Consider the following 23,485-nt stretch of genomic DNA (forward strand, 5'->3'; position numbering starts at 1 on the left):
CCCCGGTGTGGTCTGCCACACCGGGGCCCTTCGCGTGCCCGGGGGTGGCACCGGGTGCCATAGTGCGGGCATGGACAGCACGGTTCGGAGTGGTACGGAAGCGCTGTGGGCGGTCCTGGGCGGCGATCCCGCCCTGGTCGACCGGGTGGAGTACGGCGGGGTGGGAGGGCTGTTGCCGGCCCGGCTGCCGGTGCTGGACCTGGCCCGGGCGACGGTTGCGGTCTGCGGGCTCGCGGCCGTGGAGCACGCGCGCGTGCCGGGACCGGTGCGGGTGGACGACGGGGCCGTGGCGACCGCCTTCGTGAGCGAGCGTCACCTGCGGGTGGACGGGCGCGCGCCGGTGAGCTTCGCGCCGCTGTCCCGGTTCTGGCGGGCGGCCGACGGCTGGGTCCGCACCCACGCCAACTACCCGCACCACAAGGCCGCGCTGCTGGCGGCGCTGGGCGCGGCGGACTCGGTGGAGGCGGTCGCGGAGGCGATCGGCGGACGGAAGGCCGTGGACGTGGAGTCGGCGGTGTACGCCGCCGGGGGCCTCGCGGTGGCGCTGCGGACGCCCGGCGAGTGGGCCGCCCACGAGCAGGGGCGGGCGGTGGCGGCGCGGCCGGTGCTGAGCCGGGAGCGGCTCGACGAGGCCCCGCCGCGGCGGCGGACGGGTCCGCCGCGGGTGCTCGATCTGACCCGGGTGATCGCGGGGCCGGTGGCGACGCGGACGCTGGCCCTGCTCGGCGCGGACGTGCTGCGGATCGATCCGCCGGGGAACCCGGAGCTGCCGGACCAGCACGCGGACGCGGACGTCGGGAAGCGGACGGCGGTCCTGGACCTGGACCGGCGCGCGGACCGGCGGACCTTCGACGAGCTGCTGGACGCGGCGGACGTGCTGGTGACCGGCTACCGGCCGGGGGCGCTCGAGCGGTACGGCCTGGAGCGGCCGGGGCTGGTGACGGCCCGGCTGTCGGCGTGGGGCGACTACGGGCCGTGGGGCGGCCGGCGGGGCTTCGACAGCCTGGTGCAGGTGGCGACCGGGATCGCCGTCGAGGAGGGGTCGGCCGGGGAGCCGGGGGCGCTGCCGGCCCAGGCGCTGGACCACGGGACGGGGTATCTGCTGGCGGCGGCGGTGCTGCGGTCGCTGACGGAGCGGGAGCGGGACGGCGGCGGCCGGCTGGTCCGGCTGGCGCTGGCGCAGACCGGGCACTGGCTGACGCACGGGCTGCCCCGGTACGACCCGGCGCGGTACCTCACGGAGTCGGAGGGCCCGCTCGGGCGGCTGTGGCACGCGCGGTCGCCGGTGGCGTACGAGGGCGGCCCGGCGGGCTGGTCGCGCCCGCCGGGCGTCGCGGGGGCGGACGCCCCGGTGTGGGCTACGGCGTGACGAGGACCTTGAGGGCGGTGCGCTCGTCCATGGCCTTGTAGCCGCCGGGGACGCCGTCGAGGGCCACGGTGAGGTCGAAGACCGGGGAGGGGTCGATGGTGCCGTCGAGGACGTCGGCGAGCAGTTCGGGAATGTAGGCGCGGACGGGGGCGACGCCGCCGCGCAGGGCGATGTTCCGGTCGAACATGACGGAAAGGTCGAGGCCGGTGCCGGAGCCGTGCGGGACGCCGACGTAGCCGATGGAGCCGCCGTCGCGGGTGATGTTCACGGCGGTGCGCATGGACTGCTCGGTGCCGACGGCCTCGATCACGCCGTGGGCGCCCTGGCCTCCGGTGAGTTCGCGGACGGCGGCCTCGGCGGCCTCGCCGCGCTCGGCGACGACGTCGGTGGCGCCGAAGGCGCGGGCGATGTCGGTGCGGGCGGTGTGGCGGCCGAGGGCGATGATCCGCTCGGCGCCGAGCCGCCTGGCGGCGAGGACGCCGCAGAGGCCGACGGCGCCGTCGCCGACGACGGCGACGGTGGAGCCGGGGCGGACGCCGGCGCCGAGGGCGGCGTGGTGGCCGGTGCCCATGACGTCGGAGAGGGCGAGCAGGGCGGTGAGCAGCCGGTCGTCGGAGGCGGCGCCGGACGGGAGCTTGACGAGGGTGCCGTCGCCGAAGGGGACGCGGACGGCCTCGCCCTGGCCGCCGTCGGAGCCCACGGAGCCCCAGAAGCCGCCGCGGGGGCAGGAGGTCTGGAGGCCCTCGGCGCAGTACTCGCAGGTGCCGTCGGACCAGACGAAGGGGGCGACGACGAGGTCGCCGGCCTTGAAGCCGCGGACCTCGGAGCCGGTCTCCTCGACGACGCCGAGGAACTCGTGGCCGATGCGCTGGCCGGGCTGCCGGGCGGACTCGCCGCGGTAGGCCCAGAGGTCGCTGCCGCAGATGCAGGCGCGCAGGACCCGGACGACGACGTCCGTGGGCTCCTGGACGACCGGGTCGGGCACCTCCTCCACGCGCATGTCGAACGGGGCATGGATGGTGGTGGCGCGCATGGTTCCTCGCTGTCAGCTGGTCGTACGACATTCACCGTACATCGCGCGCAGGACACCCGCGGTCAGCAGGTACTGGGCGGCGATGTAGGTCAGCATGACCCAGAAGTCGGGGACCGGCAGCTGCGGCCACTCCGCGATGCCGGTGGCGATGAGGGTGTCGGAGAGCAGGAAGAGCGCGCCGCCGGTGCCGGCGAGGACGCCGAGCGAGCCGGCCCGGTACGCCGTCGCGGCGAGCAGCAGCGAGTAGCCGGCGACGGGGATCCGCAGGTCGGCGGGGAGGTCGGGCCAGAGGGCGACGAGGGTGCCGGTGAGGGCGAGGGCGTAGACGGCGCCGAGGGCGGGCGGGGTGCGGCGGCGGCCGAAGAGCACCAGGTAGCAGACGTGGCCGAGGGCGAAGGAGCCCATGCCGGCGAGGAAGGCCGCGTCGGCGTCGAGCAGCAGGAGGACGTCGCCGCCCCAGCCGAGGAGGAGCGCGGCGAGGAGGGGGGCCGGGGCGCCGCGGCCGGCGGCGTACGCGGCGAGGAGCGGCATCAGGAGGGGCTTGGCGACCAGGTGGCCGGTGTCGGCGCCGGCGAGCAGCGAGCCGAGGTCGACGGCGGCGGCGAGGAGGAAGGCGCCGAGCAGGGCCCGGGTGAGGGTGGCGCGGCCGGCGGGGGCGGTGCGGGCGAGGGCGGGCGGGGTGGTCACGCGGCGGGCTCCGGGGCGGTCGGGTCGTGGTGCGGGGCGGGGCGGGGCGCCGGCTGCCGGCCGGGCCCGCGCAGGACGCGGCCGACGCGCTCGCGCCGGTCTCCTATCCGGCGGCGTCCTCGTCGGGGTGCAGCCGGGAGCCCACCATCTCGACGGCGGTGAGCAGGACGAACGCCGGTACGGACCGGAGCACGACGTCGGGCAGGTGGGGCATGGCGTCGACGCTAGGGCTCGGCCGCGGGGACGGCCAGACGTCGTTACCGACAAGTATGCGAGACGAGTTGTCAGCAGCGTTTGGCCGCTTCCGACAAGGAGGTCCCCGTACGGGCGGTCCTCAGACCCCCGCCACGTCCAGGAGGGAGCCCGCCGCGTAGGTGACGGCCATGGCGAGCGCCCCGCCGGCGACGGTGCGGAGGGTGGCCCTCGGGGCCGGGGCGGCGGCCAGCCGGGCGGCCCACCAGCCGGTGAGGGTGAGGGCGGCGAGGACCGAGGCGACGGTGATCCAGAGGCGGACGGAGGCGGGCGGGAGGACGATCGCGAGCAGCGGGAGCAGGGCGCCCGCGGTGAAGGCGAGGAAGCTGGCCCAGGCCGCGTGCCAGGGGTTGGTGAGGTCGTCGGGGTCGATGCCCAGTTCCACGCGCGCGTGCGCCCTGAAGGCGTCGCGCGCGGTGAGCTGTTCGGCGGCCTCGCGGGCCACGGCGGGACTGAGGCCGCGGGCGGTCAGGAGCGCGGTCAGCTCGTCGAGTTCGGCCGCCGGGCTCTCGCGCAGCTCCCGCTTCTCGGTGGCGAGGGCGGCGTCCTCCGAGTCGCGCTGGACGGAGACGGAGACGTACTCCCCCGCCGCCATGGAGAGGGAGCCGGCCAGCAGCCCGGAGAGTCCGGCGGTGAGGAGGGCGGCCTGGGACTCGGTGGCGCCGGCGACGCCCACGACGAGGCCGGCGGTGGAGACGATGCCGTCGTTGGCTCCGAGCACGGCGGCCCGGAGCCAGTTGAGCCGGGAACCGAGGCCACCGCCGTGGGCCGGGTCGGGAACGGTGGATGCGCTCACCCCTGGAGGGTCGCACCCGCCGGGCCCCCGCACCGGGACCGACCCGCCCCCGTACGCGCGCCGGGCCCCGGCCGGCGCGCCCGGGAGCGGGCCGCGGCGTCACCAGACCCGGACGGAGCCGCCCGGGGCGAAGGCGGGGCTGGTGGCGTCGGCCGGGATCTTCTCCAGGGGGGTGGCGATCTCCTCGACGGTGGGGCCGTGGACGGCCGCGAGCCGGTCGAGGAGGGCGAGGTCGAAGCCGTAGACGCGGGCCGCGTTGCCGCCGACCATCGCCGCCACCTCCTCGCGCGGCAGGCCCGCGTAGGCGAGCCGGAGCCCTTCCCGGGAGTACGGGGTGGTGCCCTCGTCGTGCGGGTAGTCGCTGCCCCACATGATCTTGTCGAGGCCGATCCGGTCCCGCAGCGGCACCTCGTGCGGGCGCATGAAGCTGGCGCCGACGAAGCAGTTCTCCCGCCACACCTCGCCGGGGCTGCGCCCCATGGAGTCCGCCAGGCCCGCGCCGAACCTGGACTCGGCGGTGGCCGCCCGGCCCACCGCCGCGACCAGCCGCCCGTGGTAGTAGTCCAGCATCTCCAGCACCCCCGGGATCCACCCGGAGCCCTGCTCGGTGAGAACCAGCCGGAGCCCGGGGTGGCGGCGGAAGGCGCCGCCGAACACCAGGTGCCACAGGGCCCGGTGGGAGAACCAGGTGGTCTCCACCATGAAGACGGCCCGGGCGGCCGGTTCGTCGCCGAGCGGCGGGGAGGCGGAGCCGCCGTGGTGGTTCACGGGGACGCCCAGCTCGTCGCAGACGGCCCAGATCGGGTCGTACGTCTCCGAGTACAGCTCCGGCAGTCCGCTGCCCGGCGGGGTGCCGGGCAGCAGGACGCCGCCGGTGAGACCGGCCGCGTGGGTGCGGCGGATCTCCCGGACGGCCTCGTCGACGTCGTTGAGGAGGATCTGGGCGACGCCCGCGCGCCGGCCGGGGGCCTGCGCGCAGAAGTCGGCGAGCCAGCGGTTGTGGGCGCGCAGCCCCGCCCAGCGCCGCTCGAACTCCGCCCGGGTGGGGGCCGGGGCCATCAGGGAGGCGGAGGGGAAGAAGGGCGGGATGGTGTTGGGGAAGACGACCTCGGCCACGATCCCGTCGGCCTCCAGCTCGCGCAGCCGCCGGTCGGAGTTCCAGTTGCGGTCGGCGGTGTCGGCCAGCAGGTCCTCGTACGGGTTGACGTACGTGGCGGCCCAGGCGTCGAAGTCGTCGTGGTGGCGCTTCTCCAGGTACGGCCTGTAGTCGAGGAGGTCGGCGCCGGCGTGGCAGTCGGCGGAGATCACGGTGTGGCGGTCGGTCACGGCGTGGCTCCGATCACCGGGAAGTCGCCGCCGGTGAGCCAGTGGCGGCCGGTCTCGCGGGAGCGGGCCCAGGACGCCTCGACGGCGGTCTGGTCCGCGGGCTGCCCGAGGTCGGCGGGGGTGGGCCCGATCCGCCGGGCGATCGGGTCCAGGGCCGGGACGTCGAATCCGAACACCTCGGCGGCGGCCAGGCCCAGCATCCGCCGGGTCTCCCCCACCGGGATGTCGTGGAACGTGTTCCGCAGCCAGGTCCGGGTGTTCGGCCAGGTGCCCTCCGGGTGCGGGAAGTCCGAGCCCCACAGGATGTTGTCGACGCCGATCTCGTACCGCTGCGCCAGCTCGCGCCGCTTGGTGTTGGTGGCGCAGACGAAGACCTGCCGGTCCAGGTACTCGCTCGGCGGGCGCCGCAGCTCGGCGAAGGGCGAGAGCTTCTTGCCGCCGTGCGCGCCGAGGTAGAGCCGGTCCATGAACCACAGCAGGTTCGGCAGCCACCAGCAGCCGGACTCGGCGACGCCGAACCGCAGCCCCGGGTGGCGTTCGAAGACCCCGGACCAGAGCAGGAACCACAGCGGCCGGGCCGGCCACCAGGTGACCTCGGAGACGTAGATGCCGAGGTGGTCGCCGTACTCCTCGCGGGGCGCGGCGCCGGAGTGGGTGACGACCGGCATCCCGGTCTCGGCGGCGGCCGCCCACACCGGGTCGTACCGCCGGTCGTGGTAGGGCGCCTTGTCGACCCACATGGAGGGGATCATCAGGGCGCCGAGGCCGGACTCCCTGGCCCGGTGGATCTCGGCGACGACCTCGCGCGGGTCCGCGGTGACCGGCAGCAGGGCGACGCCGCAGTGCCGGGCCGGGTCGTGGGCGACGAACTCGGCGAGCCAGCGGTTGTGCGCCTTGGCACCCGCCATGCCGAGCTCGGGGTCCTGGTCGCCGGAGAGGCCGAGGCCGACGCCGAAGGGGGCGGCGGTCTGGCTGTCGACGGCGTCCGCGTCGGGGAAGACGACCTCGGCGGCGACGCCGTCCCCGTCCAGTTCCTTGATCCGCTGCGCGTGGTCCCAGCCGCCGCGCAGCCCCTCCTCGTGGTCGCTGAACCACTTGGCCGCGAAGTCCTCGTTGCGGACCCCGAGGCGGGTCATGGCCTCGCGGCGGGCCTGCCGGCCGGCGAGGAAGTCGTCGAAGGCCCGGTGGAAGCGGGACTCCAGGTAGGGCCGGTACTCCTCGGTGGGCAGCCCGGCGTGGCAGTCGGAGGAGATGATCAGATACGGGTCCTCGTGGCTCATGGCCACCCCCCTCAGTCGAGGATGAAGCTCTCCAGATAGGTCGGGTCGGCGCGGTCGAGCATCGACTGCGAGCGCGCCCTGATCTGCCGGTCGCTGTGCTCGCTCGCGGGGAGCATCCAGAACCGGCCGGCCCTGATCCCGTCGACGACGTGCTCGGCGACCTCCTCGACCGGGGTGAAGGCGATCTCGTGGCCGGCCTCCTTCATGGCGGCCTCCCACTGGTCGAGGGTGCGGTACGGGGTCCGGCGCGGGCGCTCCTTGGCGTACCGCTCGGGACGGTTGCGGTGCGACTCCCACAGGCCGGTGCGGAGCATGTGCGGTCCGGGGAAGAGCACGGAGGCGCCCACGCGCGCGTGCTCGGCCTTCAGATGGGCGTAGAGGGACTCCGTCATGGTGACGACGGCCGCCTTGGTGACCGCGTAGACGGAGGCGGTGGGCAGCGGGGCGATGCCGCCGTCGCCGGACGAGGTGTTGACGACGTGGCCGGGTTCGCCGCCCGCCAGCATGCGGGGGACGAACGCCTGGATGCCGTGGAAGACGCCCCAGACGTTGACGGCGAAGGCCCACTTCCAGTCGTTGGGCTCGTGCTCCCACATGCGGCCCTCGGCGCCGGAGCCGACGCCGGCGTTGTTGCAGAGGACGTGGACGGCGCCGAAGGTGTCGTAGGCGGCGTCGGCGAACGCCCGTACCGCCTCCGGGTCGGAGACGTCCACGGTCCGGGCGAGCACCTGCGCCCCCTCGGCCATCAGCTCGTCGGCGGCCTCGGCGAGCGGTCCGGGCTCGACGTCGCCGAGGACGACGGCGAGTCCCTCGGCGGCGAAGCGGCGGGCCATCGCCCGGCCGATGCCGCTCGCGGCGCCGGTGACGACGGCGACCTGTCCTTCCCGCAGTTCCATCAGACGCTCCCTTCCGGGGGGCCGTCGAGGATCTGCGCGGGGTCGTCGTAGCGCTGGTGGACGTAGGGCAGCAGGGCCTCCGCGGAGACCCGCTCGGCGACCCGGCCGCGCTGGTCGGAGGTCTTCTCGCCGAGGGTGATCTCGACGAGCCGGCGGACCGGGAGGTCGGCGACCGGGTCGTACATGGACTCGCGCAGCACGACGTCACCGGTGATCCGCTCCAGCCTGCGGACCCTCTCGTTGCGGACGCAGTGCACGAGGACCGGATCGGCGTCGAAGCCGGAGCCCTCGACGCCGGGCAGGAACTTGAAGTAGAAGTCGGTCTTCTCGGCCGGCTCGGGCAGCGGCAGCGGGCCGGAGACGGCGCCGCGCACCTCGACGAAGGCGATGCCGTGCCGGGCGAGCCGGGCGCCCACCACCAGCCCGTCGCGCTCGACGACGACCTCGCCGAGCTTCTTCGGCTCGCCGAAGACCTCCCGGCCGCCGATCAGGGCCCGCTCGTGGGTCATCGGCATGACCAGCGGATACCAGCCCTCGGTGGCGCCGTGGGCGGCGGCCACCGAGACCGAACCGGCGCCGAGGGGATAGCCGGGCAGGTCCACCTGGCTGATGGTGACCCGGACGAGGGGCCGTCCGGTGGGTTTCAGCGGGGGCGGCAGGACGGCCGCGACCGCGTCGGGGTCGGTCTCCCAGAGGGCGACCACCCCGGTGGACCAGATGTCGGGAAGCTTCGCGGCGGCGGCGCGGGCGGCCGCGCTCTCCGCCGCGGTGCGCGCCCCGTACCGTACTCGTGCCATGTCGTACCACCCTTCCGGACGGATACGGTCCTTCGGCGCCACGGCTCCAGGACCCTCGGCCTGTAACACTGTTACACCGCCATCCGGGAAGGGTAAAGACGTGTGCGCGGAGGGAATTGACGGACCATCAGGGGGGTTCGGATGGCACGCCCGGCGCTCAGCCGCGAGGAGGTCCTGGACACGGCGGCGGCCCTGGTGCGGGCGCACGGGCCGGACGGGCTCACCATGCGCGGCCTCGCCGCCGCGCTCGGCACGGCGGTCACCTCGATCTACTGGCACGTGGGCAACCGCGAGTCGCTGCTCGACGCGCTGGCCGAGCGGACGGTGACCGACCTCGGCGCGATCCGGCCGCACGGCGAGGACCCCGCGGAGCGCATCGCCTCGGTGGCGCACGCGCTGCGGCGGGCGCTGCGCGAGCGCCCGCACCTGGTGGCGATGGTCCACGAGCGGGGCCTGACGGAGCGGATGTTCCTCCCCGCCCACCGGGCCCTGGCCCGGGAGGCGCACGCGGCCGGGCTGCGCGGCGAGCGGGCGGCGGAGCTGGTCCGGGCGGTCGCCTTCCAGGTCGTCGGGTACGTCCTGGTGGAGCGCAACCGCGAGCGGGCGCCGGTCCAGTCGCCCGCCGACCAGGAGCTGTGGGACGCCGAGACCGCCGACGCCGACCCGCCGCTCGCCCGCGCGCTGGCCGCCCCCGTGGAGGCGGACCGGCTCTTCGCGGCCTCGGTACGCGCGCTGGTGACGGGCCTCCTGGCCGGCGCGACGGCACCCGCCGCGGGGGACATCGGGGACAAGCCGGACACCGGGGACGGGAGTGTCGGTCGCGGGCCGTATTCTCAGTGACCATGCTCGACGACCGCACGACAGCAGCGACATGGCCGGCCGCGTACCCCCAGGGTTACGCGGTCGTCGACGTGGAGACCACCGGTCTCGCCCGCGACGACCGGATCGTGTCCGCCGCCGTCTACCGCCTCGACGCGCAGGGACACGTGGAGGACCACTGGTACACGCTGGTGAACCCGGAGCGCGATCCGGGACCGGTCTGGATCCACGGCCTCACCAGCGACGTCCTCGACGGCGCCCCGCTCTTCGCGCAGATCGCCGAGGAGTTCTCGGCCCGCCTCGACGGCCGCGTCCTCGTCGCGCACAACGCGATGTTCGACTGGCAGATGATCGCCCGGGAGTACGCGCGCGCCGAGCGGACCGCGCCCGTGAAGCAGCGGCTGTGCACCATCGCGCTCGCCAAGGAGCTGGCGCTGCCGCTGCCGAACCACAAGCTGTCCTCGCTCGCCGCCCACTTCGGCGTGGTGCAGCAGCGCGCGCACGACGCCCTCGACGACGCGCGCGTGCTCGCCGAGGCGTTCCGGCCGAGCCTGCACGCGGCGGCGGAGCGCGGCGTCCGGCTGCCGCTCCTGGAGTGCCGCCCGCTCACCGAGTGGGCGGCCTCGCCGGCCCGCCCGCTGATCGGCCGGCAGTCCTCGTACGGGGCGGGCGGCTGGCGCCCCTCCCGGAAGCGGCCGGCCTGCCCGTACCCCAACCCCGGCCGGTACGAGAGCGACAAGCCGCTCAAGCAGGGCATGCGGGTGGCCTTCTCCGGCGACACCTCCGTCGACCGCGAACTCCTGGAGGACCGCACGGTCGAGGCCGGACTGCACGTCGCGACCTCGGTCTCCCGGCTCACCAGCCTGCTGGTGACCAACGACCCCGACGCCGGCACCTCCAAGACGGTCAAGGCGAAGAGCTTCGGCACCCCGATCCTCGACGAGGCCGCCTACGCCCAACTGCTGCGGGACGTCGCCCCGGCAGACGGGTGACACCCCGCCCCCGGCGGGCGTGCCGCGCGGCGCGTAAGGCCCCGGGGCCCCACCCTGTGGCGCATGGCACGTTGTGAGGTCTGCGGAAACGATTACGGCATGTCCTTCGAGGTTCATGCGCAGGGTGCGGTCCATGTCTTCGACTGCTTCGCGTGCGCCATCCACCGCATGGCGCCCATCTGCGAGCACTGCCGGGTCCAGATCATCGGACAGGGCGTCGAGGTCGAGGGGACCTGGTACTGCGGCGCCCACTGCGCCCGCGCGGAGGGGAAGGCGGGCATCGTCGACCGGGTGTGAACCGCCCCCGTACCCCGAGGAAGAAACGATCCTGGTCGGGTGACGCCGGTCACCCGACCCCCTGTGCGGACGCCCCGTCGACCCGAGGGTACGGTCATGGGGTGTACCGCTTCCTGTTGTCCCGGCAGTGGGTGATCCTCACCCTCGTCGCCCTCGTCCTCATCCCCGTGATGATCGAGCTGGGCTTCTGGCAGTTCCACCGGCACGAACGCCGGGTCGCCCAGAACACCCTGATCGCGGACAACCTGAAGGCGCGCCCGGTCCCGGTCGAGGAGCTCACCTCTCCCGGCCACGTCGTCCCCCGCGCCGACTACTGGCGCCAGGTCACCGCCACCGGCACCTTCGACACCGCCCACGAGGTGGTCGTCCGCCGCCGCACCTCCTCCGACGACCGGGTCGGCGCGCACGTCCTCACCCCGCTGGTGCTCAAGGACGGCACGGTCGTCCTCGTCAACCGGGGCTGGGTGCCCGGCGCCGCCGACCAGCGCGCCTACCCCGACGTCCCGCCCGCCCCCCGTGGCGAGGTCACCGTCACCGGCCGCCTCAAGGCCGACGAGACCACCGGCGCCAGCGGCATCAAGGACCTCAAGGGCCTGCCGGACCGTCAGGTGATGCTCATCAGCAGCCGCCAGCAGTCCGAGCTGATCGGCCGCGAGGTGCTGGGCGGCTACATCGAGCAGACCGCGCCGGCGGCGCCCGGCGACTCCCCCGAGCAGATCCCCGAGCCGGACCACGACTCGATCGGCGCCCACATGGCGTACGCGGTCCAGTGGTGGCTCTTCGCCGCCGGCGTTCCGGTCGGCTGGTTCGTCCTCGCACGCCGCGAGAAGCGCGACCGGGAGGCCGCCGCGGCGGCCGGCGGCGACGCCCCCGGGGCGACTCCCGAGGAGGCCCCCGAGGCGACTCCCGAGGAGAGCGCGGAGGAGACCCCCGCCGCCCCGCAAGGGGACGACAGCGCGATTCAGGCCACCTCGCCCCGCTGATTGACCGTCGCCGCTTCCGGGAACAGCCCAGAGCGTGACCCGACGTATCGACGACTACGCCCTGATCGGTGATCTCCAGACCGCCGCGCTCGTCGGCCGCGACGGGTCCATCGACTGGCTGTGCCTGCCCCGCTTCGACTCCGCCGCCTGCTTCGCCGCCCTCCTCGGCGACGAGGACAACGGCCACTGGCGGATCGCCCCCACGGGCGCCGGCACCTGCGCCTCCCGCCGCTACGCCGAGGACTCCCTCGTCCTGGAGACCCTCTGGGAGACCCGTACCGGCACCGTCAGGGTCACCGACTTCATGCCCCAGCGGGACCGCGCCCCGGACCTCGTCCGGATCGTCGAGGGCGTCAGCGGCCGGGTCGAGATGAGCGCCGTGCTCCGCCTCCGCTTCGACTACGGCTCGATCGTGCCGTGGGTGCGGCGCTCCGACGGCCACCGGGTCGCCGTCGCCGGGCCCGACGCCGTCTGGCTGCGCAGCGAACCGGCCGTCAAGACCTGGGGCCAGCAGTACGCCACCTGCTCCGCGTTCACCGTGACCGCCGGGGAGCGGGTCGCCTTCGTCCTCACCTGGCACCCCTCGCACGAGCGCCGGCCCCCGCTCGTGGACCCCTTCGAGGCCCTGGAGCACTCGCTCGCCGACTGGCGGGCGTGGACGGCCCGCTGCGCCTACCGGGGCCCGTACCGCTCCGCCGTGGTCCGCTCCCTCATCACCCTGAAGGCGCTCACCTACGCCCCCACCGGCGGGATCGTCGCCGCCCCCACCACCTCCCTGCCGGAGGAGATCGGCGGGGTGCGGAACTGGGACTACCGGGCCTGCTGGCTGCGCGACTCCTCCCTCACCCTGGGCGCGCTGCTCGCCGCCGGATACGCCGACGAGGCCGCCGCCTGGCGCGACTGGCTGCTGCGCTCGGTCGCCGGCGACCCCGCCGACCTCCAGATCATGTACGGGCCGGCCGGCGAGCGGCGGCTCCCGGAGACCTCGCTGCCCTGGCTGCGCGGCTACGCCGACTCCGCCCCGGTACGGACCGGGAACGCGGCCGTCGACCAGTTCCAGCTCGACGTGTACGGCGAGGTCATGGACTCCCTGTACCTCGCGCGCGAGGCCGGCATCCCGCCCGAGCGGCACGCCTGGAACCTCCAGCTGAGCCTGCTCGGCTTCCTGGAGTCGCACTGGCGCGACCCCGACGAGGGGCTGTGGGAGGTCCGCGGACCGCGCCGCCACTTCACCCACTCCAAGGTGATGGCCTGGGTCGCGGCCGACCGGGCGGTGCGCACCCTGGAGGCGGACCCCTCGCTGCCCGGCGAGCCGGACCGCTGGCGGGCGCTGCGGGACGAGATCCACGCGGAGGTGTGCGCCAGGGCGTACGACCCCGTGCGCAACACCTTCACCCAGTCGTACGGCTCCGCCGAGCTCGACGCCGCCACCCTGCTCATCCCCCGGGTCGGCTTCCTGCCGCCGGACGACCCCCGGGTGGTCGGCACGGTGGACGCGGTCCGGGCCGGGCTGACCCACCGGGGCTTCCTGCGGCGCTACAGCCCCGACTCGGGGGCGGTCGACGGGCTGCCCGGGCGGGAGGGCACCTTCCTCGTCTGCTCCTTCTGGCTCGCCGACGCGCTGCGGATGACCGGGCGGGAGGACGAGGCCCGGGAGCTGTTCGAACGGCTCGTGGGGCTGACCAACGACGTGGGGCTGCTCGCGGAGGAGTACGACCCGGCGAGCGGCCGGCACCTCGGCAACTTCCCGCAGGCGTTCAGCCACATCGGGCTGGTGGGGACGGCGCTCGCGCTGCCCGGCGACGAGACGGCAGGATAGGTCCATGGATCTTGGACTGAAGGACCGCGTGTACGTCGTCACCGGCGCGACCCGGGGGCTCGGCCGGGCCTCCGCGGAGGCGCTGCTCGCCGAAGGCGCGCGGGTGCTGATCACCGGGCGCGAGGAGGCGACCGTCGCCGAGGCGGTCGCCGAGCTGGGCGAGGGTGCGGCGGGTCTCGCCGCCGACAACGACGATCCGGCGACCCCGGCCCGGCTGATCGCGGAGGCCCGCGCCCGGTTCGGCGGCTTCGACGGCATCCTGATCAGCGTCGGCGGCCCGGCGCCGGGCTTCGCCGCCGACAACACGGACGAGGAGTGGGCGGCGGCCTTCGGCACCGTCTTCCTCGGCGCGGTGCGGCTGGCCCGGGCGGCGGCCGAGACGCTGGGCGAGGGCGGGGTGATCGGCTTCGTCCTGTCGGGGTCGGTGCACGAGCCGATCACGGGCCTGACGATCTCGAACGGGCTCCGTCCCGGGCTCGCCGGCTTCGCCAAGTCCCTCGCCAACGACCTCGGCCCGCGCGGGATCCGGGTGGTCGGCCTGCTGCCGAGCCGGATCGACACCGACCGGGTGCGGCAGCTCGACGCCCTCTCGGGCGACGCGGAGGCCGCCCGCTCGGCCAACGAACTGGCGATCCCGCTGCGCCGCTACGGGACCCCGGAGGAGTTCGGCCGCACGGCGGCCTTCGTCCTCTCCCCCGCCGCCTCCTATCTGACGGGGCTGATGCTGCCGGTGGACGGCGGCGCCCGCCACGGCTTCTGACCGGGACGGGCGGCGGCGTCAGCTCACCCGGCGGGCCCGGTGCTTGACCGCGCGGAGCCGGGCCTCGGTCGGGAGGGCGGCCAGTCCCGCCGCCGTACGGGCCCGGGCCAGCGCCTCGCCGCTGAGGCCGGCCAGCGCCTCGCCCGGGGAGGCGTACGGCTCCAGGAGGAGCGCGATCCGGGTGCGGGGGGCGGCGCGGCGGCCGGTGAGGGCGACCTTGGCCTGGGCCACGCCCTCCTGGGCGGTGGCGTCCGCCGCCAGGACGTCCTCCAGGGCCCGGCCGCGCAGCACGGCGGCGTCGCCGTCGCCGGTGTCGACCAGGACCTCGGCGAGCCGGGCCCGGCGGAACTGGGCGATCAGCCACCAGAGGGCGAGCAGGACGACGACACCGAGGACGGCGATGACGGTCGGCCACCACCAGCTCTCCTCGCGCCACCGGCGCCGGTCGGCGGTGGTCAGGAGGACGTCGTCGGGGCCCGACCAGGGCCACCAGGACGGGACGGGCAGGTCGAGACCGGCCGCGAGGACGGCGCCCCCGGCGAGGACCAGGAGCAGTCCGGCGAGGCCGAGCAGGACGCGGTTGACGCGCCGCAGGACGGCGGTGACGGGTGCGTGCACGGCGGGTCACCCCTTCTTGGACGGGCGGGCCACCCGGACGGTCAGCGCGGGGGTGCGGGCGAGCCCGAGCTCCTCGACGCCGGCGGTGAGGGCGGTCTGCACGTCGGCGCGGACGTCGTCGAGCGGACGGAAGTGGGAGACGGCCCGGGCGTCGACCTTGGCGCGGCCGACCCGGACCTTGACGGACTGCACGCCGGAGACCTCCATGGCCCGGTCGCGCAGGGTGAGGGCGGCGGCGTCCCGGTCGAGCCCGGCCCGCAGGTCGGGGTGGGCGCGGCGCATCGGCAGCACGGCCCGCAGGCCGGGGGTGGCCGCCAGGACCAGCAGCCAGACGCCGAGCAGGACGACGGCGCCGGCGACCGCGAGGATGGTGGCGCTGTCGAGGGGCCGGGTCGCGAGCTCGTCGGCGAGTTCGCGCCGCCAGCTCATGGCGCTGTGGTCGGCCCGGACGGCGGCGACGTCGTAGAGCAGCAGTCCGGCGCCGCCGAGGACGGCGGCGGCGAGCAGCGCGGCGGGGATCCGCCGGACGGACCAGAAGCGCCGGACCCGTTCGGTGTCCGGGCCGTCGCCGAGGACGGGGACGTCCTCCGGTTCCGCCGCGCGGTTGGGCCGTTCGGGTGTCGTCATGCCAGCCGGCCCTTCCTGGCGGTGGGGGCGGTGTGCGGGGAGTGGAGGCGCTCGACGTGGACGGAGACCTCGTGGACCTCCATGCCGACGAGCTCCTCGACCCGGCCGCGGACCCGGGCGCGGACGGCGCCGCAGCGGCGGCCGATGTCCGTGGGATAGCCGAGTTCGAGGCTGACCGAGATGCGGGCGGCGTCCCGGTGGACGACCACCGAGGCGTGCGGCTTGTGGCCGCCCTCCGGCACGCCGCCCAGGGCTTCCCGGGCGGCCTGCGCGGAGATCTTGGCGACCACCCGGTCGGCGATCGTGGTCGCGCCCCGCTCGCGCACCGGGGGCCGTTCCGTCACGTCCGTGGGCACCCGGCGTCACCGCCGCCGGTCGCCGCGGTCGCGGCCCCGGAACAGATCGCCGGGTTCGAGATCGCCGTCGAGGAAGCGGCCGACCACGAAGCCGATCGCGCCCAGGGCCGCGACCAGCAGAAACGCCCCGAAGCCGCCGAAGTATCCGGCGAAGCCGAGACCCATGCCGGCCAGCAGGCCGACCACCGCCATGCTCATGCTGAACCCCTTTCCGAGCCCTGCGGCCCGTTGTCCGTGCCGGTCGGCTACTGGAGCCGCGACTCGGGCTCCTCTTCCTCGTCGTCGGGCAGCTTCACGTCGCTGACCGCGATGTTGACCTCGACGACCTCCAGGCCGGTCATCCGCTCGACGGCCGCGATCACGTTCTCGCGGACGGCCCCGGCGACGTCGCCGATGGAGACGCCGTAGTCGACGACGATCTCCAGGTCGAGCGCGGTCTGCACCTCGCCGACCTCGGCCTTCACACCGCGGGTGACGCTCGCCTTGCCGCCGCCTCCGCCGGGGACGCGGTCCCGGACGGCGCCGAAGGTGCGGGAGAGCCCGCTGCCCATGGCGTGGACGCCGACGACGTCCCGGGCGGCCATTCCCGCGATCTTCTCGACCACGCCGTCGGCGATGGTCGTACGGCCCCGGGTGGCGGCGGTCCCGCCGCCCTTGCGCGTGACCGGGGTGGTCTCGCCACTGCGTTCGCTGTCCGTCATAAGATCAGCCCCTTCTGGGATATTTCGGGCTTCTTCGCTCACACTAAGGGCGGTTACCCGACACCGCTCCGGGGATACGGCAGGCTGGGGCAATGACGACGGGTGACGGTTGGACGGCGGCGGTGCGCGACCGCCTGGCGCCGGGCAGGCTGCTGCCGCTCGGCACGGCGGCGGACGGGACGTGGCTCGCGGAGCGCGCGGCCCGGGAGGTGCTGGACCGGGAGGTCTCGGCCGTACGGGGCGCGGTGCCGGGCCCGCTGCGGATCGGCGCGGCGGCGGACGCGGCGAAGGCCGGGCCCCTGCCGGTGCCGCCGGGCGGGGTGCCGGCGGGGCCGCTGCGGATCGGGGCGGAGCTGGCGGTGGTGGCGACCGGGCGGCCGCTGCCGGAGACGGCGGAGGAGGTGCGGACGGCGCTCCTCGCGGCGGCGGAGCGGCTGGGCCTGGCGGTGACGGAGGTCGATCTGCGGGTGACGGAGCTGCTGGAGGAGGCGCCCGCGACGGAACCCGCTCCCCCGCCGCCGAGCCGGACCGCGCCGGCGGCGGACGATCCGGTGGCGCTGGCGGTCCTGGGGGTGCCGGGCGTGGTGGCGGTGACGGACGCCCTGGGCGCGCCGGTGCACCGGACCGCGGAGGCGGTCCGGGTGGAGTGCGTGGTGGCGGCGGACCGCCCGCCGGCCGAGGTGGCCCGGGCGGCCCGCGCCGCGGCGGCCGCGGCCGCCCCTGAGGGCGCCGCGGTCACGGTGGTGGTGACGGAGCTGCGCTGACGCGTCGGGGCTCCGGGCCGGCGCGGTCCGGCCCGGGGTGGGCGTCAGTCGCCGAGGCCCGCGAGGTCGCGCAGACGGCGGGCCTGGGCGGCGCGCTCGGCGACCCGCTGGTCCTCGTAGGAGCGGCCGGCGACGCCCTGGAGCAGCGCCTTGGTCTCGACGACCGCGTCGCGCGGCGCGGCGAGCAGGGCGGCGCTCAGGTCCCGTACCGCGGCGTCGAGTTCGGCGGCGGGCACGGCGATGTTGGCCAGGCCGATGCGCTCGGCCTCGTCCGCGTGGACGAACCGGCCGGTGGCGCAGATCTCCAGCGCGCGGGCGTAGCCCACGAGGGAGACGAGCGGATGCGTCCCGGTGAGGTCCGGGACGAGGCCCAGGCTGGTCTCGCGCATCGCGAACTGCACGTCCTCGGCGACGACCCGCAGGTCGCAGGCGAGGGCGAGCTGGAAGCCCGCACCGATGGCGTGCCCCTGGACGGCCGCGATCGACACGAGGTCGCTGCGGCGCCACCAGGTGAACGCCTCCTGGTACTCGGCGATGACCGCGTCGAGGTCCGCGTCGGAACCCCGTGCGAGGTCGAGGAAGGACGGCTCCCCGTCGAAGCCCTCGGGCGTGAACGCCTGTCGGTCGAGTCCGGCGGAGAAGGACTGGCCCTCACCGCGCAGGACGACGATCCGCACGCTGCCCGGAAGTGACCGGCCGGCTTCCGTCAACGCCCGCCACAGAGCGGGAGACTGGGCGTTGCGCTTCGCCGGGTTGGTCAGGGTCACCGTGGCAACGGCGTCCTCGACGGTGAGCCGTACACCGTCCTTGTCGAAGACGAGCTGGGAGTCGTCGGGCGTGGTCATGGGGCGCCTCCGGTTCCGGTGCAGCACTGCATCCGATGCTAAGTGACTGCACAGTAACCACCGGGTCGGTCGCGAGACCGACCGGGTGCCCACCGGGAGGGTCCCGGTGGACCGGTCGAGCCGCCCCCGGCGTCAGGCCGAGGCTGCCTTCTTGCCCCGTGTCGCTCCGCCGCGACCACGCAGCGTGACTCCGGATTCGCTGAGCATCCGGTGGACGAATCCGTAGGAGCGGCCGGTTTCCTCGGCCAGCGCCCGGATGCTCGCACCGGAGTCGTACTTCTTCTTCAGGTCTGCCGCGAGCTTGTCGCGCGCGGCGCCGGTCACCCGGCTGCCCTTCTTCAGAGTCTCGGCCACCCGTGCCTCCTCATGGGAAGTGCGCTCTGGACTTCTCATGATCACCCCTCCCCGTCGTCCTGGCCACCCATTCGACAAGGTCCGTCCTGCCGGGTTTGCGGACGAGTACGGCGTCCTCACGATCGGAAGCCGTCATTCCGCGCGACTCGAACCCGACCGTCGAACGAATGGATCAAGGGACCGGCAGGTCAGCGACCTCGCGCGAACACACGTACGGCGCGGGCCCTGCCGGAAGGATTCGGCAGAGGCCCGCGCCGCGGGTACGAGACCTTCTCACTCAGATGACGGATCCGGCGATGAGCCGAATGATCCAGTCCGGGCTCAGGCCAGGGCGACCAGGTCCGCGTAGTCCGGACCCCAGAGGTCCTCGACGCCGTCCGGAAGCAGGATGATCCGCTCCGGGTCGAGCGCCTCGACGGCGCCCTCGTCGTGGGTGACCAGGACGACCGCGCCCTTGTAGGTGCGCAGCGCGCCGAGGATCTCCTCGCGGCTGGCCGGGTCGAGGTTGTTGGTGGGCTCGTCGAGCAGGAGCACGTTGGCCGAGGAGACGACCAGGGTCGCCAGCGCGAGCCGGGTCTTCTCGCCGCCGGAGAGCACCCCGGCCGGCTTGTCGACGTCGTCGCCGGAGAAGAGGAAGGAGCCGAGCACCTTGCGGACCTCGACCAGGTCGAGGTCGGGGGCGGCCGAGCGCATGTTCTCCAGGACCGTGCGCTCCGGGTCCAGGGTCTCGTGCTCCTGGGCGTAGTAGCCGAGCTTGAGGCCGTGGCCGGGGGTGACCTCGCCGGTGTCGGGCTGCTCGACCCCGCCGAGGAGGCGGAGCAGGGTCGTCTTGCCGGCGCCGTTGAGGCCGAGGATGACGACCCGGGAGCCCTTGTCGATGGCCAGGTCGACGTCGGTGAAGATCTCCAGCGAGCCGTACGACTTGGACAGACCCTCCGCGGTCAGCGGGGTCTTGCCGCAGGGGGCGGGCTCCGGGAAGCGCAGCTTGGCGACCTTGTCGGAGACGCGGACCGCCTCCAGGCCGGAGAGCAGGCGCTCGGCGCGCTTGGCCATGTTCTGCGCGGCGACGGTCTTGGTCGCCTTGGCGCGCATCTTGTCGGCCTGCGAGTTGAGTGCGGCGGCCTTCTTCTCGGCGTTCTGGCGCTCGCGCTTGCGGCGCTTCTCGTCGGCCTCGCGCTGCTGCTGGTAGAGCTTCCAGCCCATGTTGTAGACGTCGATGACGGAGCGGTTGGCGTCCAGGTAGAAGACCTTGTTGACGACGGTCTCGACCAGGTCGACGTCGTGGGAGATCACGATGAAGCCGCCGCGGTACGTCTTGAGGTAGTCGCGCAGCCAGGTGATCGAGTCGGCGTCGAGGTGGTTCGTCGGCTCGTCGAGGAGCAGGGTGTCCGCGTCCGAGAAGAGGATCCGGGCCAGCTCGATCCGGCGGCGCTGACCGCCGGAGAGGGTGTGCAGCGGCTGGCCGAGGACCCGGTCGGGCAGACCGAGGGCGGCGGCGATGGTGGACGCCTCGGCCTCGGCGGCGTACCCGCCCTTGGTGAGGAACTCGGTCTCCTGGCGCTCGTACTGCTTGAGGGCCTTCTCGCGGGTGGCGCCGGAGCCGTTCGCGATCCGCTCCTCGTTCTGCCGCATCTTGCGGATGAGGACGTCGAGGCCGCGGGCGGAGAGGACCCGGTCGCGGGCGAGGACGTCGAGGTCGCCGGTGCGCGGGTCCTGCGGGAGGTAGCCGACCTCGCCGGAGCGGGTGATGGTGCCGGCGGCGGGCTGGCCCTCGCCGGCCAGGCACTTGGTGAGGGTGGTCTTGCCGGCCCCGTTGCGGCCGACGAGGCCGATGCGGTCGCCCTTGGCGACGCGGAACGAGGCGTTCTCGATGAGGATGCGGGCACCGGCGCGCAGCTCGATGCCGGAAGCGGTGATCACGGACAGACTCCAGTGGGGGAATGCGGCGGACGACGGCGGGTGACGGGCTGCGACCCCGCTAGTGCACCCAGGGGAGGATGACCCAGTGAAGAATGTCCATGCGGCCATTCTATCGGGCGCATGCAACTGGTTTTCGGCCACGCGGGCGACGGGCCGGTGTTCGGGACCTTCCTCCCATCGCTCACCAGGGCGAACAAAAGGGGCGGGGCGCGGAGGGGCGGCCGATACTCGGCGGAGGGCGGCGGTCGGGCCGCCGCGGTGACGCGGAGGTGGACCGTGCAGTTCGACGACGACGCCCGTCTGGACACCTCCGAGGTGAAGGACGTCCGCGGCAGCCGCATCCCCGGCGGGAAGGCGACCGTCGGCGGCGGCGTCATCGGCTTCATCGCACTGATCCTCGGCATCCTCTTCGGGGTCGGCCCCGACCAGCTGGGGCTCTCCTCCGGCGGCGAGGAGCAGCCCGCCCCGGGCGTCTCCTCCGCGGCCGAGGTGAACCGGTCCTGCCGCACCGGCGCGGACGCCAACAGCCGCCCGGACTGCCGGACCGTGGCCGTCGTCAACAGCCTCCAGGACTACTGGCGCGGGGAGTACGCGCGCCGGGGCGGCGCCTACGCCGACGCCTCCACCGTGCTCTTCACCCAGCGGGTGAACACCGCCTGTGGCGCGGCGAGCTCCGCCGTCGGCCCCTTCTACTGCCCCGGCGACCGGAAGGTCTACCTGGACCTGGGGTTCTTCGACGAGCTGCGGACGAAGTTCGGCTCCAGCGGCGGCCCCTTCGCCCAGGCGTACGTGGTGGCCCACGAGTACGGGCACCACGTGCAGAACCTGATGGGGACGCTCGGCCGGGCCCAGGACGGGCGGACCGGGGCGGACTCCAACGCCGTCCGGGTCGAGCTCCAGGCGGACTGCTACGCGGGCGTGTGGGCCCGGCACGCGACGAGCACCCCGGACGAGTCCACCGGCCGGCCGCTGATCGCCCGGCTCGACGACGCCGACATCCGGGACGGACTGGACGCGGCGGCCGCCGTGGGCGACGACCGGATCCAGGAGCGCTTCCAGGGCCGGGTCACCCCGGAGAGCTGGACGCACGGCTCGGCCGAGCAGCGGCAGCAGTGGTTCTACACGGGCTACCGGACCGGCGACATGGCCCGGTGCAACACGTTCCGCTGACGGTCGGTACCGCCGATCGTCGGCGCCGCCTGCGAGACTGTGTCCCAGGTCACATCCGGCCGGCCGAAAGGGAGTGAGCGGGATGTCCGAGGCACCCGACATCTGTCCGACGCTGAGGTACCGGGACGCCAAGGCGGCGATCACGCTGCTCACGGAGGCGTTCGGGTTCACCGCGACGGCCGTGTACGAGGGCGAGGACGGCCTGGTCGCGCACGCCGAGCTGAGCTACGGGAACGGCACGGTGATGCTCGGCAGCAGCGGCACCGACAGCGCCTTCGACAAGGCGATGGGCGCGGGCGGGCCGGTGGGCGTCTACGTCCGCGTCCGGGACGTGGACGAGCACCACGCCCGGGCCGTGGAGCACGGCGTGGAGATCGTGATGCCGCCCACCGACCAGGAGTACGGCTCCCGGGACTACATCGCGAAGGACGCCGAGGGCAACGTGTGGGGGTTCGGCACGTACACCCCCGGCGGCGACTGACCCCGCCGCGCCGCCCCCGGCCCCTCGTCAGGCGCCCCCGGTGTGGACCTGGAAGGCGGCCCGGCGGACCGCCTTCGCCAGGGCCGGGTCGGGGTGGGCGGCGGCCAGCGCCACCAGCACCTGCACGGTCCGCGGATGCCCGACGGCCCTGATCTCGTCGAGCAGCGCCGGCACCGTGCCCTGCACGGCCGAGTCCAGGTGGCGCACCAGCAGCTCGCTCTCGCCGTGGTCGGCGACGGCGGCCGCGGTGTCCACCCAGAGCCAGGTCGCCTCCTCGCGGGTGAGGACCTCGGGGGCGTCGTCGGGGTCGGTGCCGTCGTACTCGGCGAGCCACAGCAGCGCGTAGGGGCGCAGCGAGGGCTCGGTGACCGCGGCGCGGACCTCCGCCTCGGCGGGCGCGCCGACGACCCGCAGCGCCTCGAAGGCGAGCCCGCGCAGCAGGGCGTCCTCGCCGCGGGCCGCGGCGAGGAGCTCGGCGACCGCGCTGGACAGGGTGCGGGCCGCGAGCCAGGCGCGGTACTCGTCGCGGGCCGGGCCCGGGGTGAGCCGGGCGCAGCCGCGGAGCATGTCGGCGGCGGACTGCTCGATGTTGCCCGCGGGGCTCTGGGCGGCCACGCAGATCTGCTCCAGCTTGACCCAGACCGCCCAGTTGCCGAGCGGGGTCAGGGTCGCGTGACGTCCCTCCGGGCCGGCCGCCGGGTCCAGGGTGAGCGCGCCGACCTCCGCGAGGCCCTCCAGGGCCCAGTCGAGGAGGGCGGGCAGGCGTTCGGCGGGGGCCGGCGGGGCGGGGACGTCGTCGCCCGGGACCTCGCAGCGCTCCTCGCGGAGCTCGTCCACGCGCTGGCCCAGCAGGTCGAGCAGGGTCGGCACCGGGACGGGGCCCTGGGAGAGCTGCAGCAGCGACAGGACCTGCGGCACGGCCTCCACGACCTCGGCGACCGCGCCCGGCGCGACGCCCTCCGGGGAGGGGTGGACCAGCGACCAGGCGTCGAGGAGCGCGACCCAGCCGCGGAGCACCGCGGAGTCGTCCCGGTCCCACGCCTGGAGCCGCCAGCCGGGGCGGGCGGTGGCGCCGTGCAGCTCGACGAGACCGGCGAGCCGGGCCCGGTCCCAGCCGGCCCGGACCCGATCCGGTGTCAGGTCGAGGTCGGCGGCGGCCCGTTCGACGGCGGCCGGGCCGTCGAGCGGGCCGGAAGCGGAGGAGGCGTCGGCGACCGTACGAGGGCCTGCCTGCGGGCCGCGCGGCGCGGCGGCCCAGCGGGCGATCCGTACGGCGTCGGCGAGGACGAGCCGGGCCTGCCGGGCCAGCTCCGCGCGGGGCGGGGTGCCCTCGGGCGGCCTCGGGGCAGGCCGGGTGCGCCGCGTCGTCGCGGCCCGTCGGGCGGTGGCCAGGGACCGCGGACGGACGAGTCGGAGTCTGGAGTTGCGCGCCAATGGTTCATCGGGCTTTCGAGACGTCACGGGGGCAGTCTTCCCGCTGACGGCCCGAAAGCCCAATCGGAATCCACCACCCCGTGACGCCACGGCCCCCGACGGTGACCGT

At 74.8% G+C, this 23,485-nt stretch carries 26 protein-coding genes and 1 pseudogene; 10 read left to right on the forward strand and 17 right to left on the reverse strand.

The features are described 5' to 3' along the window. Positions 1–70: 70 nt before the first annotated feature. Positions 71–1,369, forward strand: a complete 1,299-nt coding sequence (locus tag ABFY03_RS09305) for a CoA transferase (protein ID WP_346169662.1) — start codon at positions 71–73, stop codon at positions 1,367–1,369. Here the strand turns inward: ABFY03_RS09305 and ABFY03_RS09310 are convergent. The 8 genes and pseudogenes from ABFY03_RS09310 to ABFY03_RS09345 all read right to left on the reverse strand — a co-directional run bounded on the left by ABFY03_RS09310 (position 1,359) and on the right by ABFY03_RS09345 (position 8,436). Continuing rightward, positions 1,359–2,402: a zinc-dependent alcohol dehydrogenase family protein gene (locus ABFY03_RS09310; protein WP_346169663.1), complete on the reverse strand. Its 1,044-nt coding sequence runs from the start codon at positions 2,400–2,402 to the stop codon at positions 1,359–1,361. The two genes, ABFY03_RS09305 and ABFY03_RS09310, sit on opposite strands and share 11 nt — an antisense overlap. A 12-nt stretch (positions 2,403–2,414) precedes the next feature. Next, on the reverse strand, positions 2,415–3,089 hold the full coding sequence (locus ABFY03_RS09315; RefSeq protein ID WP_319011032.1) for a lysoplasmalogenase: 675 nt from the start codon (positions 3,087–3,089) through the stop codon (positions 2,415–2,417). A gap of 106 nt (positions 3,090–3,195) precedes the next feature. Then, positions 3,196–3,303, reverse strand: a pseudogene (locus ABFY03_RS09320) (sterol desaturase family protein); the annotation flags it as partial. 120 nt (positions 3,304–3,423) lie between these two features. Beyond that, the gene (locus ABFY03_RS09325) at positions 3,424–4,137 is read right to left on the reverse strand and encodes a VIT1/CCC1 transporter family protein (RefSeq protein ID WP_346169664.1); all 714 of its coding nucleotides are present in this window, start codon (positions 4,135–4,137) and stop codon (positions 3,424–3,426) included. Positions 4,138–4,236: 99 nt separating this feature from the next. Then, on the reverse strand, positions 4,237–5,463 hold the full coding sequence (locus ABFY03_RS09330) for an amidohydrolase family protein (RefSeq protein WP_319011034.1): 1,227 nt from the start codon (positions 5,461–5,463) through the stop codon (positions 4,237–4,239). Then, on the reverse strand, positions 5,460–6,743 hold the full coding sequence (locus tag ABFY03_RS09335; protein WP_319011035.1) for an amidohydrolase family protein: 1,284 nt from the start codon (positions 6,741–6,743) through the stop codon (positions 5,460–5,462). The genes ABFY03_RS09330 and ABFY03_RS09335 overlap by 4 nt, the downstream gene beginning before the upstream one ends. A gap of 11 nt (positions 6,744–6,754) precedes the next feature. Beyond that, complete coding sequence (locus ABFY03_RS09340; protein WP_319011036.1) at positions 6,755–7,639, reverse strand: SDR family NAD(P)-dependent oxidoreductase; 885 nt, start codon at positions 7,637–7,639, stop codon at positions 6,755–6,757. After that, the gene (locus ABFY03_RS09345; protein WP_319011037.1) at positions 7,639–8,436 is read right to left on the reverse strand and encodes an acetoacetate decarboxylase family protein; all 798 of its coding nucleotides are present in this window, start codon (positions 8,434–8,436) and stop codon (positions 7,639–7,641) included. Before ABFY03_RS09345 ends, ABFY03_RS09340 begins: the two co-directional genes overlap by 1 nt. A gap of 141 nt (positions 8,437–8,577) precedes the next feature. Between ABFY03_RS09345 and ABFY03_RS09350 the strand changes: the two genes are divergently transcribed. The 6 genes from ABFY03_RS09350 to ABFY03_RS09375 all read left to right on the forward strand — a co-directional run bounded on the left by ABFY03_RS09350 (position 8,578) and on the right by ABFY03_RS09375 (position 14,106). Further along, a complete protein-coding gene (locus tag ABFY03_RS09350) occupies positions 8,578–9,276 on the forward strand; it encodes a TetR/AcrR family transcriptional regulator (RefSeq protein WP_346169665.1) in 699 nt (232 codons plus the stop codon). Then, positions 9,273–10,247, forward strand: coding sequence for a DEDDh family exonuclease (locus tag ABFY03_RS09355; protein ID WP_346169666.1), 975 nt, complete (start codon positions 9,273–9,275; stop codon positions 10,245–10,247). Before ABFY03_RS09350 ends, ABFY03_RS09355 begins: the two co-directional genes overlap by 4 nt. A gap of 63 nt (positions 10,248–10,310) precedes the next feature. After that, complete coding sequence (locus ABFY03_RS09360; RefSeq protein ID WP_319011040.1) at positions 10,311–10,544, forward strand: hypothetical protein; 234 nt, start codon at positions 10,311–10,313, stop codon at positions 10,542–10,544. Between the two features lie 101 nt (positions 10,545–10,645). After that, positions 10,646–11,527: an SURF1 family cytochrome oxidase biogenesis protein gene (locus ABFY03_RS09365; RefSeq protein WP_346169667.1), complete on the forward strand. Its 882-nt coding sequence runs from the start codon at positions 10,646–10,648 to the stop codon at positions 11,525–11,527. 34 nt (positions 11,528–11,561) lie between these two features. Further along, positions 11,562–13,346: a glycoside hydrolase family 15 protein gene (locus tag ABFY03_RS09370; protein WP_346169668.1), complete on the forward strand. Its 1,785-nt coding sequence runs from the start codon at positions 11,562–11,564 to the stop codon at positions 13,344–13,346. Between the two features lie 4 nt (positions 13,347–13,350). Continuing rightward, complete coding sequence (locus ABFY03_RS09375) at positions 13,351–14,106, forward strand: SDR family oxidoreductase (RefSeq protein WP_346169669.1); 756 nt, start codon at positions 13,351–13,353, stop codon at positions 14,104–14,106. 18 nt (positions 14,107–14,124) lie between these two features. Here the strand turns inward: ABFY03_RS09375 and amaP are convergent, their stop codons facing one another. The 5 genes from amaP to ABFY03_RS09400 are packed head-to-tail and all read right to left on the reverse strand — an operon-like array spanning position 14,125 to position 16,408. Continuing rightward, positions 14,125–14,724: an alkaline shock response membrane anchor protein AmaP gene (amaP, locus tag ABFY03_RS09380; protein WP_319011044.1), complete on the reverse strand. Its 600-nt coding sequence runs from the start codon at positions 14,722–14,724 to the stop codon at positions 14,125–14,127. A 6-nt stretch (positions 14,725–14,730) separates the two neighbouring features. Continuing rightward, on the reverse strand, positions 14,731–15,351 hold the full coding sequence (locus tag ABFY03_RS09385) for a DUF6286 domain-containing protein (RefSeq protein ID WP_346169670.1): 621 nt from the start codon (positions 15,349–15,351) through the stop codon (positions 14,731–14,733). Then, complete coding sequence (locus tag ABFY03_RS09390) at positions 15,348–15,695, reverse strand: Asp23/Gls24 family envelope stress response protein (protein WP_319011046.1); 348 nt, start codon at positions 15,693–15,695, stop codon at positions 15,348–15,350. The genes ABFY03_RS09385 and ABFY03_RS09390 overlap by 4 nt, the downstream gene beginning before the upstream one ends. Positions 15,696–15,713: 18 nt before the next feature. Then, positions 15,714–15,905 carry a hypothetical protein gene (locus ABFY03_RS09395; protein WP_319011047.1) on the reverse strand — a complete coding sequence of 64 codons (192 nt, stop codon included), beginning with the start codon at positions 15,903–15,905 and terminating at the stop codon, positions 15,714–15,716. A 47-nt stretch (positions 15,906–15,952) separates the two neighbouring features. Next, positions 15,953–16,408, reverse strand: coding sequence for an Asp23/Gls24 family envelope stress response protein (locus ABFY03_RS09400; protein WP_319011048.1), 456 nt, complete (start codon positions 16,406–16,408; stop codon positions 15,953–15,955). 92 nt (positions 16,409–16,500) lie between these two features. Between ABFY03_RS09400 and ABFY03_RS09405 the strand changes: the two genes are divergently transcribed. After that, positions 16,501–17,172, forward strand: coding sequence for a hypothetical protein (locus tag ABFY03_RS09405; protein ID WP_346169671.1), 672 nt, complete (start codon positions 16,501–16,503; stop codon positions 17,170–17,172). A gap of 44 nt (positions 17,173–17,216) precedes the next feature. Here ABFY03_RS09405 and ABFY03_RS09410 read toward each other — a convergent pair whose 3' ends face one another. The 3 genes from ABFY03_RS09410 to abc-f all read right to left on the reverse strand — a co-directional run bounded on the left by ABFY03_RS09410 (position 17,217) and on the right by abc-f (position 20,291). Further along, positions 17,217–18,017: an enoyl-CoA hydratase/isomerase family protein gene (locus ABFY03_RS09410; RefSeq protein ID WP_319011050.1), complete on the reverse strand. Its 801-nt coding sequence runs from the start codon at positions 18,015–18,017 to the stop codon at positions 17,217–17,219. A gap of 132 nt (positions 18,018–18,149) precedes the next feature. Continuing rightward, a complete protein-coding gene (locus tag ABFY03_RS09415) occupies positions 18,150–18,371 on the reverse strand; it encodes a helix-turn-helix domain-containing protein (protein WP_006123601.1) in 222 nt (73 codons plus the stop codon). A gap of 321 nt (positions 18,372–18,692) precedes the next feature. Beyond that, entirely contained in the window at positions 18,693–20,291 is a 1,599-nt protein-coding gene (abc-f, locus tag ABFY03_RS09420) for a ribosomal protection-like ABC-F family protein (protein WP_031002896.1), read from the reverse strand. A 276-nt stretch (positions 20,292–20,567) separates the two neighbouring features. Here abc-f and ypfJ point away from each other — a divergent pair, with 276 nt between their 5' ends. Together ypfJ and ABFY03_RS09430 are read left to right on the forward strand one after the other, a co-directional pair. Beyond that, positions 20,568–21,461 carry a KPN_02809 family neutral zinc metallopeptidase gene (gene ypfJ, locus ABFY03_RS09425; RefSeq protein WP_319011051.1) on the forward strand — a complete coding sequence of 298 codons (894 nt, stop codon included), beginning with the start codon at positions 20,568–20,570 and terminating at the stop codon, positions 21,459–21,461. An 82-nt stretch (positions 21,462–21,543) separates the two neighbouring features. After that, the gene (locus ABFY03_RS09430) at positions 21,544–21,942 is read left to right on the forward strand and encodes a VOC family protein (protein ID WP_319011052.1); all 399 of its coding nucleotides are present in this window, start codon (positions 21,544–21,546) and stop codon (positions 21,940–21,942) included. A gap of 27 nt (positions 21,943–21,969) precedes the next feature. Here the strand turns inward: ABFY03_RS09430 and ABFY03_RS09435 are convergent, their stop codons facing one another. Next, on the reverse strand, positions 21,970–23,403 hold the full coding sequence (locus tag ABFY03_RS09435; RefSeq protein WP_386723527.1) for a hypothetical protein: 1,434 nt from the start codon (positions 23,401–23,403) through the stop codon (positions 21,970–21,972). Between the last annotated feature and the right edge of the window lie 82 nt (positions 23,404–23,485).

The sequence above is a fragment of the Streptomyces roseofulvus genome (assembly GCF_039534915.1).
GTDB classification, from domain to species: domain Bacteria; phylum Actinomycetota; class Actinomycetes; order Streptomycetales; family Streptomycetaceae; genus Streptomyces; species Streptomyces roseofulvus.